The 15,657-nt window shown below is 63.1% G+C and carries 13 protein-coding genes; 2 read left to right on the top strand and 11 right to left on the bottom strand.

Annotated features, from left to right (window positions below):
- The first annotated feature begins 2 nt into the window (after nucleotides 1-2).
- Both RT21_RS00180 and RT21_RS00175 read left to right on the top strand, forming a co-directional pair.
- A complete protein-coding gene (locus tag RT21_RS00180; RefSeq protein WP_046161128.1) occupies nucleotides 3-1,415 on the top strand; it encodes a Y-family DNA polymerase in 1,413 nt (470 codons plus the stop codon).
- Nucleotides 1,412-4,489: an error-prone DNA polymerase gene (locus tag RT21_RS00175; protein WP_046161127.1), complete on the top strand. Its 3,078-nt coding sequence runs from the start codon at nucleotides 1,412-1,414 to the stop codon at nucleotides 4,487-4,489. The genes RT21_RS00180 and RT21_RS00175 overlap by 4 nt, the downstream gene beginning before the upstream one ends.
- Nucleotides 4,490-4,516: 27 nt before the next feature.
- Here the strand turns inward: RT21_RS00175 and RT21_RS00170 are convergent, their stop codons facing one another.
- The 11 genes from RT21_RS00170 to RT21_RS00120 are packed head-to-tail and all read right to left on the bottom strand — an operon-like array spanning nucleotide 4,517 to nucleotide 15,657.
- A complete protein-coding gene (locus RT21_RS00170) occupies nucleotides 4,517-4,777 on the bottom strand; it encodes a hypothetical protein (protein WP_045427881.1) in 261 nt (86 codons plus the stop codon).
- Nucleotides 4,774-5,421: a cytochrome c oxidase subunit 3 gene (locus tag RT21_RS00165; RefSeq protein WP_046161126.1), complete on the bottom strand. Its 648-nt coding sequence runs from the start codon at nucleotides 5,419-5,421 to the stop codon at nucleotides 4,774-4,776. The genes RT21_RS00170 and RT21_RS00165 overlap by 4 nt, the downstream gene beginning before the upstream one ends.
- Nucleotides 5,408-7,033, bottom strand: a complete 1,626-nt coding sequence (locus RT21_RS00160) for a cytochrome c oxidase subunit I (RefSeq protein ID WP_046161125.1) — start codon at nucleotides 7,031-7,033, stop codon at nucleotides 5,408-5,410. Before RT21_RS00160 ends, RT21_RS00165 begins: the two co-directional genes overlap by 14 nt.
- Nucleotides 7,030-8,034: a cytochrome c oxidase subunit II gene (gene coxB, locus RT21_RS00155; RefSeq protein WP_046161124.1), complete on the bottom strand. Its 1,005-nt coding sequence runs from the start codon at nucleotides 8,032-8,034 to the stop codon at nucleotides 7,030-7,032. The genes RT21_RS00160 and coxB overlap by 4 nt, the downstream gene beginning before the upstream one ends.
- Nucleotides 8,024-8,836: an SCO family protein gene (locus RT21_RS00150; protein ID WP_046161123.1), complete on the bottom strand. Its 813-nt coding sequence runs from the start codon at nucleotides 8,834-8,836 to the stop codon at nucleotides 8,024-8,026. Before RT21_RS00150 ends, coxB begins: the two co-directional genes overlap by 11 nt.
- A complete protein-coding gene (locus RT21_RS00145; protein ID WP_046161122.1) occupies nucleotides 8,833-9,267 on the bottom strand; it encodes a hypothetical protein in 435 nt (144 codons plus the stop codon). Before RT21_RS00145 ends, RT21_RS00150 begins: the two co-directional genes overlap by 4 nt.
- Nucleotides 9,264-10,274, bottom strand: coding sequence for a hypothetical protein (locus tag RT21_RS00140; protein WP_046161121.1), 1,011 nt, complete (start codon nucleotides 10,272-10,274; stop codon nucleotides 9,264-9,266). The genes RT21_RS00145 and RT21_RS00140 overlap by 4 nt, the downstream gene beginning before the upstream one ends.
- Entirely contained in the window at nucleotides 10,271-10,837 is a 567-nt protein-coding gene (locus RT21_RS00135; RefSeq protein WP_234463631.1) for a c-type cytochrome, read from the bottom strand. The genes RT21_RS00140 and RT21_RS00135 overlap by 4 nt, the downstream gene beginning before the upstream one ends.
- Nucleotides 10,792-11,319, bottom strand: coding sequence for a quinol:electron acceptor oxidoreductase subunit ActD (locus RT21_RS00130; RefSeq protein WP_046161120.1), 528 nt, complete (start codon nucleotides 11,317-11,319; stop codon nucleotides 10,792-10,794). Before RT21_RS00130 ends, RT21_RS00135 begins: the two co-directional genes overlap by 46 nt.
- Entirely contained in the window at nucleotides 11,312-12,700 is a 1,389-nt protein-coding gene (gene nrfD / locus RT21_RS00125) for an NrfD/PsrC family molybdoenzyme membrane anchor subunit (protein ID WP_082082077.1), read from the bottom strand. The genes RT21_RS00130 and nrfD overlap by 8 nt, the downstream gene beginning before the upstream one ends.
- Nucleotides 12,697-15,657 (bottom strand): TAT-variant-translocated molybdopterin oxidoreductase, encoded by a 2,961-nt coding sequence (locus RT21_RS00120; protein ID WP_046161119.1) that lies wholly within the window; start codon nucleotides 15,655-15,657, stop codon nucleotides 12,697-12,699. Before RT21_RS00120 ends, nrfD begins: the two co-directional genes overlap by 4 nt.

Genomic DNA, 15,657 nt, shown 5'->3' with positions numbered 1-15,657 from the left:
GCATGCTCTGGGCCTGCATCCTGCTGCCGCAACTGGCCATGGACGGTGTGCTGCGTAGCCGCCCCGATGCCGAAGCGCCACTGGCACTATTGAGCGGTACGCCACAGCGCCGTGTGCTACAGGCGGTCAATCCGGCGGCGCGGGCACTCGGGTTAAAGGCAGGGCAATCATTGGTTGCCGCTCAGGCGCTGACCCGAGGATTCGAGACGGCCGAATACGACCTGGCCTCGATCGAACGCTGGCAGCAGTTCCTCGCCGCCTGGGCTTACGGCTTCAGTTCGCAGGTCAGTCTGCACTACCCGCGCTGCCTGCTTATGGAAGTGCAGTCCAGTCTCAGCCTGTTCGGCCCCTGGCCTCGTCTCGAGGCGCGCCTGCGCACGGAGCTGAGCGCACTGGGCTTCGAACATCGCATAACGCTGGCACCCAATCCGGCCGCCGCGCGGGTACTGGCCAACGTGCACGACGGCTTGGCAGTGACGGACACCCAGACACTGCATCAGGTACTGGCTGACCTGCCGGTAGATCGCCTCGGCTTGCCACGTGATGTGTCCAACGCTCTGGCGCGCATGGGCTTGCGCACCTTCAGGCAACTGCTGGCGCTGCCTCGGAACGGTCTGGCAAAGCGCTTTCCGGCAGAAGCACTGAGACACCTCGACACCCTGCTGGAGCATCGCCCACTGGCTCTGAGTTTCTACCGTCCGCCCGACCGCTTCGATACGCGTATCGAGCTGAACTTCGAAGTCGAGTCGCACCAGGCCCTGCTTTTCCCGCTGCGCCGTCTGACGGCGGACCTCGCCGCTTACCTGGCAGGCCGCGACAGCGGGGTCCAACGTTTCACGTTGCATCTGGAGCACCGCAGCCTCCCCGAGAGCCAGCTACCGATCGGCCTGCTCAGTGCCGAGCGCGACCCGGCCATGCTGTTCGAGCTGACCCGCGGCCGCCTGGATCATCTGCAGCTTCCAGCACCGGTGCTGGCAATACGACTGCTCGCAGACCAGCTGCCAGCCTTCGTCCCCGAGCATCGCGAGCTTTTCGATGAGCGACCGCAACAGTCATTGCCCTGGGAGCAATTGCGCGAGCGGTTACGAGCCCGCTTGGGTGACGATGCCGTGCAGGGGCTTGCTGCTCGCGCCGACCATCGCCCCGAATGCGCCTGGCGACCGCAGCATGCAGCCCACCTTGAGCCGCCATCGACCACAGCACCCCGCCCCGGCTGGCTGCTGAGCGAAACTAAATCGCTGCATGAAGCCTCGCTGCGCATCCTCTCTGGTCCCGAGCGTATCGAATCGGGCTGGTGGGACGGTGGCGATGTGCGCCGCGACTATTACCTGGTGGAAACCCGCACGGGCCAACGCGGCTGGGCCTTTCGCTCAGTCACGGGAGGGCCGTTGATGTTGCACGGCTGGTTCGCATGACGCCCGAATACGCCGAACTGCACTGCCTCTCCAACTTCAGTTTCCAACGGGGCGCCTCCAGCGCCAAAGAGTTGTTCGAGCGCGCCGCACTCCAGGGCTATCGGGCCCTGGCAATTACGGATGAATGCACCCTGGCCGGCATCGTCCGCGCCTGGCAGGCGTCCAAGGAAACAGGCCTGCCGCTGATTGTTGGCAGCGAAATGCAGATCGAGAACGGCCCGAAGCTGCTCATGTTGGTCGAAAACCTGCTTGGGTATCAGCGCTTGTGCCGGCTGATTACCTGCGCAAGACGTCGCGCCGAGAAAGGCCAGTACCAGCTGCTGGCCGATGACCTGAGCGAGCCCTTGGATGGGCTGTTGGCCATCTGGATCACTTCCCACCCCGATGCTGCCGCGGAAGGTCTCTGGCTGCGCGAACGCTTTCCAGCACGCCTCTGGCTGGGCATCGGACTGCATCGCGGGCCGGATGATGAAACGCACCGGTGTCAGTTGCAGGCACTGGCCAAGCGCGTGGGCATACCTGCGGTGGCCTGTGGCGATGTGCATATGCACGCCCGTGGCCGGCGCGCCCTGCAGGATTGCATGACCGCGATCCGCCATCACCTGCCTGTAGCCGAGGCCGGGCGCCACCTGTACCCCAACGGTGAACGCCACCTGCGCCGGCGCGAGGAACTGGCCCAGCTGTATCCACCCGAGTTGCTTGCCGAGACGCTGCGTATCGCCGAGCGCTGCCAGTTCAGCCTCAAAGAGCTGAAGTATCAGTACCCGCACGAGCTGGTACCCGCTGGCCACAATGCCAGCTCCTGGCTGCGCAAACTGGTCGAAGACGGCATGAGATGGCGCTGGCCGGCAGGCGTAACGGACAAATCGCGTGCGCTGGTCGAACATGAACTGCAGCTGATCACCGAACTGCATTACGAAAGTTACTTTCTCACCGTTCACGACATCGTCCGTTTCGCCCGCGAACGCCACATTCTGTGTCAGGGTCGCGGTTCGGCAGCCAACTCGACGGTGTGTTTCGTACTGGGCATCACCGAACTCGACCCCTCGCACAGCCGGCTTTTGTTCGAGCGTTTCCTCTCTCGCGAGCGTAATGAGCCGCCGGACATCGACGTCGACTTCGAGCACGAACGCCGCGAAGAAGTGATCCAGTATGTATTTCGTCGCTACGGCCGCAATCGCGCCGCACTGACGGCGGTAGCCAGCTCCTACCGCGCCACCGGCGCAGTGCGAGACGTAGCCAAAGCGCTTGGCCTGCCGCCGGATCAGATCAATGCCCTGGCCGAATGCTGCGGGCGCTGGAGTGAGCACGTACCTGATGACGCACGACTTCAGGAAGCCGGCTTCGACCCCAGCAGCCCGGTGTTGCGCCGGGTAATGGTGCTGACCAATGAATTGATCGGCTTTCCTCGCCACCTTTCACAGCATCCGGGCGGGTTCGTCATTTCCGAATATCCGTTGGATACCCTGGTGCCGGTCGAGAACGCCAGCATGGCCGACCGTACCGTGATCCAGTGGGACAAGGATGATCTCGACGTGGTCGGCCTGCTCAAGGTCGATGTACTGGCGCTCGGCATGCTCAGCGCGCTGCGCCGTTGTTTCGATCTGATCGCCCGCTATCGCGGCACGCAGTGGACCATTGCCACACTGCCCAAGGAAGACCGGCCGACCTACGAGATGATCAGCCGCGCCGACACCGTGGGCGTTTTCCAGATCGAATCGCGAGCGCAAATGGCCATGCTGCCGCGGCTGCGTCCCCGAACGTTCTACGATCTGGTGATTCAGGTCGCCATCGTGCGACCCGGGCCGATTCAGGGCGACATGGTTCATCCCTACCTACGCCGGCGCAATAAAGAAGAGCCGGTGGAGTATCCCTCCGATGAACTGAAACCCGTATTCGAGCGCACCCTTGGCGTGCCCCTGTTTCAGGAGCAGGTGATGGAGCTGGCAATCGTCGCCGCTGAATATACCGCTGACGAAGCCGACAAGTTGCGCCGCGCCATGGCCGCTTGGAAACGACACGGCAGCCTCGAGCCGCACCGCGTGAGGTTGAGCGAACGCATGCTCGCCCGTGGCTACAGCGCAGAATTCGTTGCACGGATCTTTGAGCAGATCAAAGGCTTCAGCAGCTACGGCTTCCCCGAATCCCATGCGGCCAGCTTCGCCCTGCTCACCTATGCCAGCTGCTGGCTCAAATGCCATGAACCAGCCGCCTTCGCCTGCGCCCTGATCAACAGCTGGCCGATGGGCTTCTACAATCCCGATCAGATTCTCCAGGACGCCCGTCGCCATCAACTCGAGATCCGCCCACTGGACGTTCGTCACAGCGGCTGGGATTGCAGCCTTGAGCAGACCGACACCCATCAGCCAGCAATCCGTCTGGGGCTGCGCCTGGTACGAGGCTTTCGCCAGGAGGATGCCCGTCGAATCGAGGCGGCACGTCAGCAGCAAGCCTTTGTTGGTATCGATGACCTGTGCCTGCGAGCCCGACTGGATGCCCGTGCGCGGGAACAGCTGGCCGACGCCGGGGCGCTGAAAGGACTTGTCGGGCATCGTCATCAGGCTCGCTGGGCGGTGGCCGGCTTCGAGCCGCAGTTGCCGCTGTTCGCTGATCAGGTCCAGACCCCGGAGGCAGCGGTGCCTCTGCCCTTGCCCTCGGTCGGTGAAGAGTTGATGACCGATTACGCTACCCTGGGTACCACGCTTGGCCCGCACCCGTTGGCCTTGTTGCGTGACCAGCTGCGAAGCCGGCGCTGCCGCAGCTCGCGCGAGCTGGTCGAAGTCGAACATGGTCGGCTGGTCAGCGTGGCCGGCCTGGTTATTGGTCGCCAACGCCCGCAGACCGCCAGCGGCGTCATCTTCGTCACCCTTGAAGACGAGTTCGGCATGATCAACGTGGTGGTCTGGCACGACCTGGCCGAGCGGCAGCGACGGGTATTGATACAGTCCCAAATGCTTCGAATCGATGGGCATCTTGAATCGGCAAATGGCGTGCGTCACGTCATCGCCGGACGCCTGAGCGACCTCACCCCGATGCTGACCGGCCTCGACGTGCGCAGCCGGGACTTTCAATGACCCCGAGTATCACCATCAATCAGCTGACTAGCCCCCGCGGGTCAGTAGATCGGCCAGCGATAGGGTGAACATGAACACCAACCAGAAGCCTGCGCCCAAGGCGAAGAAGCGAACCAGTGGGGAATGCGCCCCAAGCTGGGCCAGGCCGAACAGCACCAACAGCGCCTGCCCCGCCGCACAGATCAACGCGACCATCGCCCATTGTGGGAACTGGATGGCTACCGTGGCGCTGATCGCCAGTAGCGCCAGCAGCCCGGCATAGATCAGCACCAGCTTGCCCGCCTTCATGCTGCCCTCCCGACCAGATACAGCGACGGATACAGAAAAATCCAGATCACATCGACCATGTGCCAGTACAGGCCGACCATTTCCAGCGTGATCGCGCGCTCCGGCAGCTTCATATGAGCGAAGTGAATGCGCCCGACCATGCCCAGCACGATCACCACTGCAATGGTCACGTGCACCGCATGCAGCGCGGTAGCGAAGAAATAGATGTTCATGAACAGCCGCGCGGCGGGATCTACCAGCGGCGACTCGCGGCCTATGCCGGGCAGCAACCCTTCATGGTATTCCCAGCCGTATTCGAAGAACTTCACCGCCAGAAACGCCAGACCGAAGAAAGCACTGAGCAACAGAAACTGTTGCACCCGACGGTAGTTACCCAGGCGCGAAGCCTGCACCATCAGGCTCATGCACAGGCTGCCGCTGAGCAGCAGCGCGCTGTTGAAACCCGCCAGAATCGAGTGCAGATGATGCACCGCTTCACTGACTGCAGCCGGGTGCTGCAGACGGTAGTAGTAGATGACCAGAAACAGCACGCCAAACATCATGATTTCAGTGGCGAGAAACAACCACATACCCAGAAAGCTCGCTTCGCGCTGCTGGGCGGCAGTCTGGTATGGCTCGGCCAAGTACCCGTCACGATCGGCCATGGGTTGCCTCAGGTGGGTAGTCGTACGCTTCGAAGTCGACGATCGGGGTCTCGAGAAAATTGTGCTTGGGCGGCGGCGACGAGGTGCGCCATTCAAGCCCTGCTGCGTCCCAGGGATCGTCATCCGCCAGCGGCCCGTAGCGCAGCGACCAGAGCAGGTAACAGAACGGCATGACGTAACCCACCGCCAGCACCCCAGCCCCAGCGGACGACAGCACATGGAGGAACTGAAAATCCTCCGGATAACTGTGGTAACGCCGCGGCATACCGAGATAGCCGAGCAGGAACTGCGGGAAAAACGTCAGGTTGAAGCCGCAGAAGATCATCACTGCCGCAATCTTTCCCCACAGCTGCGAGTACATCCGCCCGGTCATCTTCGGCCACCAGAAGTGCAGCGCGCCGAAGAACCCAGCCACCGCCGCGCCGACCATGATGTAGTGGAAGTGCGCGACCACGAAGTAGGTGTCGTGCACATGGACGTCTGCGGCCAGCAGCGCGAGGAAAAGCCCGGTAACGCCGCCGATGACAAACAGACCGATAAACGTCAGCGCATAAAGGAAGTGCGCGTCGATGGTCAGATTGCTTTTGTAGAGTGTGGCGGTCCAGTTGTAGACCTTGATGGCCGAGGGGATCGCCACCAGGAAGCTGAGCAGTGAAAAAACCATGCTGGCGTACATCGACTGCCCGGCGACGAACATGTGGTGGCCCCAGACCATGAAGCCGATCACCGCGATTGCCAGGCTGGAATAAGCGACGAACGAATAGCCGAAAATGCGCTTATGCGCCGCGGCCGTGATCAGCTCGCTCATCACGCCCATCGCCGGCAGAATCATGATGTACACCGCCGGGTGGCTGTAAAACCAGAACAGGTGCTGAAACAGCAGCGGGTCGCCGCCCAGGTTGGGGTCGAACACACCAATGCCGAACAGGTACTCCGCCGCTACCAGCAGCAGCGTGATGGCCAGCACCGGCGTAGCCAGCACCAGAATCACCGAGGTGGCATAGAGCGACCAGCAGAACAGCGGCATACGGAACCAGGTCATGCCCGGCGCCCGAAGCGTATGAATGGTGACGATGATGTTCAGCCCCGTCAGGATCGACGAGAAGCCGACAATGAAGACCCCAAGAATCACCGCCACCACATGCCCATTGCTGAACATCGTCGACAGCGGCGTGTAAAAGGTCCAGCCGGTATCTACCCCCCCGATCAGCAGCGCATACAGCGTGAAGAGGCCGCCGCCCACCAGCAGGTACCAGCTGAACAGGTTGAGCTTGGGGAAGGCCATGTCCTTGGCGCCGATCATGATCGGAATGAGAAAATTGCCGAAGACCGCCGGGATCGACGGAATCAGGAAGAACCACACCATGACCACGCCGTGCAGGGTGAAGGTGCGGTTGTAGCCGTCGGGACTCAACAGGTCGCCATCGGGTGTCACCAGCTCGATGCGCACCAGTGCGGCAGCCAGGCTACCGAGAAAGAAGAACGCCGTGACACCGATCAGGTAGAGGATCGCGATGCGCTTGTGGTCCGTGGTCAGCAGCCAGGTGCGTAAGCCATGCTCATCGGCCAGGTAACTGGGCGTATGGTCGGCGGCCGGGTTTTTCTGGCTCAAGGTATCGTCTCCTCTGGCGTCGGGCTGCGCGGGCTGTCGGCATGCGGTTCGCCCTGCCCGCCTTCGCCAACCTTACCCAGTGACTTGATGAAGGCGGTCAGGCGCAGCACGCCCTCTTCATCAATCACATTGGCGAAGCTCGGCATGATCGATTCGTAGCCGGCTACGATCTGCTTGTGCGGCAGCAGAATGCTGTCGCGGATATAGGCCTGATCGGCCACGACAAAACCGCCGTCTTTCAATGCCACCCGGCGGCCATAGAGTCCCTCGAGTTTCGGCGCTTTGGCCACGGCGGCCGGGCCATGACAACCACTGCAACCGAACTGGCGAAACAGCACCTCGCCCTGTTCGGCCAGGGACTCGCTAGCACCAGCCTGTGACAGCCAGCGCTCGTATTCCTGTGGCGGCTGTACGATCAACGTGGCGAGCATCTTCGAATGATCGGTGCCGCAGTATTCAGCACAGAACACCTCGTAGCGCCCGGCTTCGGTGGCGTTGAACCAGAGTTCGGTATAGCGCCCTGGCAACAGATCCTGCTTGATGCGCAGGGCCGGGAAATAGAGGCTGTGAATGACGTCTTGAGAGATCATGTTCAGCCGTACCGGGCGACCTACCGGCACGTGCAAGGTATTGATCTCGCGCTGGCCGCCGGGATGCTGGAATTTCCACATCCATTGCTTGGCAACGACCTGAATTTCCATCGCATCTACCGGCGGCGTGCGCACCTCGTAGTAGAGCTTCGCCGAGACCAGGTAGATGATCATCGAGCCGATGAAAGGCAGCACGATCCAGGTCATTTCGACCTTCATGCTGCCGCGCGGGCGGTGATCGCGGGGCACTTTAGTGCCCTTTCGATAACGTATCGCGAACAGAATCGTGAGCACGAACACCGGGACGACGAAGATCGTCATCATTCCGGTGAACGACCAGATCAGCCAGTCGATGCTGCTCGCGTGCTCGGAGGCGGTTTGCGGCCACAGGCGCAAGAAGTCATCGTTCATCGCCGCCCTCCCGCTTGCGTCGCTCGCGCCACAGCGACAGCCCGATGAAACCCAGCAGTGCCACCGCCGTGCCGGTGCCGCCCACCTGCAGCGCACCGATGACCCAATTGTCGTAACCGCCGGTCCGCGGGTTGTAGTGGTAACAGAGCAGCAGTAACTGATCGCTGAAATCGCCGACCCGCCCTTCGCCGGCATCGGTCAATGCCAGACGCAGATCGTTGGGCTGATAACCGAGCCCGTACAGCCACTGCACCAGCTTGCCGGATGGGCTCAGCGTGGCGATGGCCGAGGCATGCGCGTATTCCTGAATCTCGGCATCCCAGCGGTAACGAAAACCCAGCGCATCGCTGACACGGCGGCTGGCCGACTCCTGTCCGGTGAGCAAATGAACCGATTGCGAACCCGCCAACTCTGGCCAACGCCGTTCGAGCTTGTCGCGTTCGGCTCGGGCATCGGCTGGTGTCTCGTGCGGATTGAAGCTATAGGCGATCACCACATAATCCTTACCGAGTTCGAAGGGCACCGCGCCGAGCAGGTTGAATAGGCTCGCCAACTGCGACCCGCACACATTTGGGCAGCGGAAATACACCGGCACCAGCACTGCTGGCCGGCCATCGAGCAGTTCAGCAAGGGTGACCGACTCGCCACTATCGTCAGTGAAACGCGCATCCAGCGGCACCTGTGCACCGGGCCGCAAATCGATGCCGGCGGCGACGAAAGGATCGAACGGCTCGGCGGCGCGCACCGCGGCTGCCAGCACAAACGACAAGGTCGCGACGAGGATCAGCAGCAGGCGACTCATTGGGGTTTCGCCCTTTGTTTGGCCTGTTGCAGGCGCACAGCCTGTTCACCGCTGGCCTCAACCGGCACCGGCCAACCGCGTTCGAGCAACAGGACACGAGCCCGCTGGAGCGGAATCCGCGCGACGCCAGCCTCACGGTCGACCCATGCATAGCGGCTCAGGCGCTGCTGGGCCTCGAGGATCACCTCTGGGCCATTGCCTAGTGCCTGGGTTTCCAGCCGTGGCTCCGGCGGAATGATTCTGTCGCGTTCTAGCCCCGACACCGGCGGTTCGGGTGTCGTGTGGTAATAGCTGAGCAACAAGCCAACAGCAGCGAGCGATACCGCCAGGGCGATAACCAGGCCGAAGCCAATCATCAGCAATACCCTGACCTTGGCATCGTGGTGCTCGAAGCCGTCTTCCTTCGAGCGCGGATCGACCGGCACGCTCATGCGGACCTCCTGGGCAAGATCAGCAGCGTCATCATCCCCGCGCCCGCAGCCGCCGCGGCGAACAGCGCCATCGTACTCGCCAGCCCACTCAAGCCTGACAAACTGGCCATACTCAGCCAGGCGCCTTCGGCCAAACCCAGCAGCAGCGTGCTGCCAGCCAGTATCGCCAGCGGTACCCGACGCCCCGAGCGCGGCCACCAGGTCGCGATGAAGACCAGGCTCTGCAGCGCCACCAGCCAGGTCAGCAACGGCCAATCGCGGGCACGAATCTCATACCAGCGAACCTCCTCGGGCAGGTTGCCGTACCAAACGATCAGGTACTGCATGAAGTGCAGATAGATCCAGGCCAGCGCCGCAGCCGACAGCAAGCCACGCAGCACACCCGGGCGGGAGGCGCCGGCAAACAAGCTGAACAGAATGCAGGCAGCGATCCCGGACAGCATCAGCCGGCCGAGCCACAGCAGCCCGAAGATGCTGGACGCGAAGTGCGGCTCCATTGATTGCGCCCAGTCAAAGGCCGCCAGCGACACACTCAACACCACGGCGATCAGCCCCAACCCGGCCCCTGCCGGGTTGCGCAGCGTCGTCGGCAATAGCCAGCGCGCCAGCGCCCACCACAGCCCGACATAGAGCAGCCCACGTATGACGAAACTGGGCCACCAGAGCCAAAACCCGCGAAAGCCGTCGCTGTACTGGTGCATCCACTCATAAATCAGCCCGGCGCCAAGCAGCCCCGGCAACACCAGCACCAGCAGTGCAGGCATGGCCCGGCTGGCGACCAGCGTCCAGGGCCAAAGCTGATCGCGAACGCTGCCGCTGACCGATGCCAAAGCGAGGCCCAGTGTCAGCGCCCCGAGCGGAATCCCCGCCAACCCCAACAGGCTCGCCACACAAGCGGCCAGGGTGTCGCGCGGCGCCAGCAGCAGCCCGATACCAAGGCCGACACCGCCGATGGCCAACGCCGCCCAGGCGATGGTGCGTGGGCTCACTGATTTAACGGCGCTCATGGCAAAGCCTCCAGCGCGCGACGATCAGGCTCGGGGAGCTGGTTGACCTCGGCCGTGCGCGCCAACTGCAAGGCGCGTATGTGCGCAACGATTGCCCAGCGATCTGCCGGCCGTACACGCGCGGCGTAGCTGTACATCACGCCGTAGCCATCGGCGATGACCTCGAGGAAATGGCGATCAGGTGCCTGCATCAGGCGCGGCTTGGCAAAGTCCGGGGGTTGCGGAAAGCCGCGCTTGACCACCGTTCCCAGACCATCACCGGCCAAGCCGTGACAAGGCACGCAGTTGATGCGGTAGCGCTCTTCCCCGCGCGCCAGCAGTTCTTCGGTCAACCGCGGACGCTCGGCGAGAACCGCCTCCCATGACAGCTCGCCACGGGCTACCGTACCTAGCGGTGGCGCCTGGTTGACCTTGCCGTCCGGAAAAAACAGGCTGGACTCCTGGGCGTCGGCACGCGGCTGTTGTGCCATCTGATCGCAGCCGCTGAGCAGCACGATAAAAACGATCAGCCAACGCATCAGGCAGGCACCTTGCTGACCGACACGGCCCGTTCCGCCAGCCATAGCGCGGTCTCCGTCTCACTGAACAGCGGGTCGTCCGCGCGAATACAAAGTAGAAAGCGGTCGTCCGTGGCGCGCTGGAACGCCTCGGTTTCGAACAGCGGATGATGCAGCAGCGGCAGCCGGCACAGAAACAGCAGGCCGAACAGCGCACCCAGCGCGCCACCGGTGATGGTCATCAGGAATGTGATGACGGCGAAGCCCTGCAAGGCGATCAGAGGCCGGCCGCCAATATCCAGCGGGTAACTCAGATTGGCGTATATCTGCATGCCCAATCCCAAACCGCCGCCGATCAGCGAACCGAGGATGCCGGCCCAGTAGGCACGGTTGCTGCGCTGGCCGAGCACCGGTTCCAACTCCGGCAGCATGAACGGGCTGTAGGCCTCCATCCGTGTGTAGCCTGCCTCTCTCGCCGCGCGGGCTGCCTCGATCAGCGGCTCAGGATGGGCGAAATCTGCCAGAAATCCGTAACAGCGCTCAGTCATCGGCCCCTCCCCGATAGCGGTGCAAGGCCTCTTTGACTTCGAAGGTGGACACCATCGGCAACAGGCGCATGAACAGGCTGAACGGCACGAGGAACAGCCCGAAGGTACCGATGAACAACGACCAGTCCCAGAACGTCGGGCTATAGCCTTGCCAAGTGGCCGTCAGGTAATCACGGGTGGCCGGCACGACGATCAACATCCAGCGCTCGCACCACATGCCGATCAGGACGCCGACCGCAATCGCCAACAAGGCCTTGCCGTTGCGTCGCACCTGCGGCCACCAGAGCGCTTGCAGGCAGATCAGGTTGAAGAAGATCGCTGTCCACCAGCTCCAGGCCATCGGCCCGGCCAGGCGCGCCATGGTCACGGTGATCTCGTGCTCCTTGCCCGAATAGAAGGCAATGAAGATGTCCGCAAAATAGCCATAGGCGGTCATCCAGCCGCTGGCGAGCAGCAGGATGCCGAGCACATCCAGATGCTTGACGGTAATCAGCAACTGCCAGCCGAAGAATCGGCGCAGCCCCAGCGCGATGACGATCACCAGCGCAAAACCGGAAAAGATCGCGCCAGCGACGAAGTACGGCGGGAACACCGTCGAGTGCCAGCCGGTTTCCGGCGACAGATCGAGCAGAAACGAATAGCCGCTGGAGACTGCAAACACCAGCGGAATGGCCAGCAGCGCAATGAATCGGTAGGCCCGCCGCCAATGTGCCCAGTGCGAAGAAGCGCCCCGCCAGCCAAGCGCCAGCAGCCCGTAGAAGATCTTGTAGCGCCGCTTGCGGGCGTGATCGCGGGCCGAGGCGAAGTCCGGAATCGCGCCGATGTAGATGAATATCAGCGAGACAAACAGGTAGCCAAGCACGGCAAAGAAGTCCCACGACGTCGGGCTCTTGAACTGCGGCCACAGCTCCATGGTGTTGGGGTACGGAGCGCTCCAATAGAACAGCCAGGGCCGACCCAGATGCAGGATCGGGTAGATACCGGCGCACACCACCGCCAGCAGCGTCATCAACTCGGCCATGCGGTTGAGCGAGTTGCGCCACGGCCGGTTGAGCAGCAACAGCATGGCCGAGATGAAGGTGCCGGCATGACCGATGCCCAGCCACCACATGTAGTTGAGGATGGGCAAGCCCCAATTGACCAGGTTGTTGTTGCCATAGACGCCGACGCCCTTCCAGATCACCACGACCGCCGAGGCGACGAACAGCCCCAGCAGCGAACATCCGAAGATGAACAGCGCCCACCAGGCACGGCGATACGGGGCGAAGTCGACCGGAACGGTGAGTACCCGGTCCGAAACCTCGCCGAGCGGCATCTGCCTCGGCAAGAAGTGCGGTGTATCGGCGCCCTGGTAGCGCGGTTCGGCGTCGGCGGGGCTCATGGCTCGTCCTCGACGATCTTCGGCAATTCAACCACGCCCAGGTAGGTGGTCTTGGGTCGCGTGCCCAGCTCCTCCAGCAGCCCATAGTGGCGCTTGGTATCGCGCCCTTCACGGACTCGAGCGCCCGGATCGGACAGATCGCCGAAGATGATCGCCTGGGTCGGGCAACTCTGCTGGCAAGCGGTCTGTACCTCGCCGTCGGCGACCGGACGGTCGTCGATCCGCGCAGCGATGCGCGCCTCGCTGATGCGCTGGACGCAGTAGGTGCACTTCTCCATGACACCGCGCGAGCGCACCGTGACGTTGGGGTTGCGCTGATGCTGGATCGAGGGCTCATCGTCGGCAGTCCAGTCGAACCAGTTGAAACGGCGCACCTTGTAGGGGCAATACGACGCACAAGTGCGGGTGCCGATGCAGCGGTTGTAGATCTGTTCGTTGAGCCCATCCGGCCCGTGCACCGTAGCGTTGACCGGACAACCAACCTCGCAGGGTGCCTGCTCGCAGTGCATGCAGGGCACCGGCTGGAATGCCGATGACTCGGGTTCGGCTGGATCGCCCTTGTAATAGTGATCGACCCGCAGCCAATGCATGTTGCGGCCCATAGCGACCTGTTCTTTGCCGACCACCGGAATGTTGTTCTCGGCTTGGCAGGCGACGATGCAGGCGTTGCAGCCAATGCACTGATCGAGGTCGATGGTCATGCCCCACACCGGCTCGCTAGGCGGGGTCGGCGGGTAGAGGGTTTTCGCTTGCTCAAAGAGGTAAAGCGGCTCTGTCGGCACCTTGCGGTAAGCCTCATCACGCGGCTCGCTCTTGATGGTTTCCTTCCCATGCGGGATGTGATGCGACTGAGTGGTGGCCAGCGGAAGAAATTCGCCGGTTTTCTCCAACCTTGCGCCGCGACGCAGCCAGGGATCGTCGGCCGTGCGCAACGGTGCAATGTCATAGCCCAGACGGTCGGCGACACGCCCGGCGCGGGTGCGGCCATAACCGGCGTAAAGACTGAGCGTGCGTTCGGCATGGCCGGGCATGATCCAGGCCGGGCCAATCACCACGCGGCGACCGAGCGTGACCCGGACCAGATCACCATTGGACAGCCCGTGCTCTTCGGCCAGCTTCGGCGCCACGCCAATGACGTTGTCCCAGGTGAGCTTGGTGATCGGCTTGGGCAGTTCCTGTAACCAGCCGAGGTTCGCCAGCCGTCCGTCCCACACACTGGGGTCCGGCAGAAAGCGCAGGGTCAGCCCCTCCTCTGGGGCCGGCTCGGCATCCCAGATGGCGGGCGCTGCCTCGATGGTCAACGGAGGTAACGCAGTATTTTCGATAAAGCCACGCTCCAGAGCCTGTCGCCAGGCACGCTCGTCGAGCGACTGCCAGGTCTTGCGCAGTTCAGCGCGTCCATCGGGGTTGAGATCGCCCTGCATCAGCGCCAGCACCTCGGACAAGGTGCGGCTGCTATAGAACGTGCGCACCAATGGCTGACCGAGGCAGACGCTGCCATCGGCAGCGCGCGCGTCTTGCCAGCCATCGAGGTCGTGGGTCAGTGGCAAATGCCAGTGGCAGTAAGCCGCCGTTTCGTCGTAGTAGAGCCCGGCATGAATGCGCAGCGGAACCTCATCCAGCACCTGCTCCAGCTCGAGATCTGCCGCAGCGGTGTCGACGGGGTTGCATTCGAGCATCAGCAAGGCCTCGACTTGATCGTCGCGAATCGCCTCGACCAATCCCGGCAGGTCGCCCAGACGTTGATTACCCGCCTCAAGCCAGACCAACGGCTCGCTGTACGTCAGGGTCTTGCCGACGTTGCCCAGCCGCTGGTTGAGCCGGTGAACAGCCGCCTGCACGGCCACTGGCGCGCGTTCGCCAGCGGTAATCAGACAGCGCCCGGCGCGGGCTTTGAGCTCGTTCGCCACGGCCTCGATCCAGCGTTGACGTTCGACCGGCAGCGGCTGGGCCGGCCCGTCGCCCTCGCCTAGCGCGGCTGACAACACCTGAACGTAAGCTTGCAGCGTCTCCGGCTCGATGCGTTTGCGCTCGCTGGCCTTGGCACCGGTAAGCGTCGGCACCGATTCGACGACGAGCAGACGTGCTTCGCCTTCGCCCTTCGCCGCCAGTCGCTTGCGCTCACCCCAGCGGACCGCGTGCGGCAGCTCGCGAGGTCCGAGGCCGAGCCAATCGTGTTCGAAACTCAACACCCATTCGGCCGCGTCGAAGCGATAGTGCGTCTCGACGGCACGGCCGAAGGTGCGCTCTGCCGTTCGATAGTGATCGCCCTCGAAGGGTTCGTGTCGATAAAGCCTCGCCTCGGGCCAGCGCTGCAGCATTTCGCTGAACTGGCGCTGCAATGTCGGTGAGCTGGTGGCACCGATAAGCACGTGCAGGCCGCGACCAGCCTTCCCGTCGAGCCGTTCGGCCAGGCGGCTGGCTTCGAGCTGGAAGCTGTCCCAGGTCGCAGCGACCCCCTTGAAGCGCGGCGCTTGTGAGCGATCAGGGTCATACAGTTGCAGGATGGCCGCCTGGATAGTGGCCGTGCTGGCACCCCGGCTGACCGGATGATCGGGATTGCCTTCGAGTTTGGTCGGCCGGCCTACATGCGTGCGGCCAAGCACTGGCTGGGCGTAGCCGGCGAAGGTCACCGTAGTGGCATACCACTGCGCCTCACCGGGGATGATTTTTTCCGGTTGAAGCACATAAGGCACGCCCTTCTCTGGCTCGCTGCAGCCGGCCAGCCCGGCCATTGCCATAGACGCACCCATCACCTGCAGAAAGCGCCGACGGTCCATCTGCGGGGCAATCGATGGAAACTCGGCCTCGACGAATGCGGCAAATGCCGGTTCGTCCGCCAGTTGTTCGAGGCTGCGCCAGTACCCGGCCCCGCGCTCGCCTTCCAGACGCTCGCGAATCGCTGTCCAGTCGAGGGGCGCAGGGTGTTGTGGGTCGGTTTCGTCTCGAATATGCAT

It is taken from the genome of Pseudomonas sp. 10B238 (assembly GCF_000970615.1).
Lineage (GTDB): Bacteria > Pseudomonadota > Gammaproteobacteria > Pseudomonadales > Pseudomonadaceae > Stutzerimonas.
This window is presented reverse-complemented; position numbering and strand designations above follow the sequence as displayed.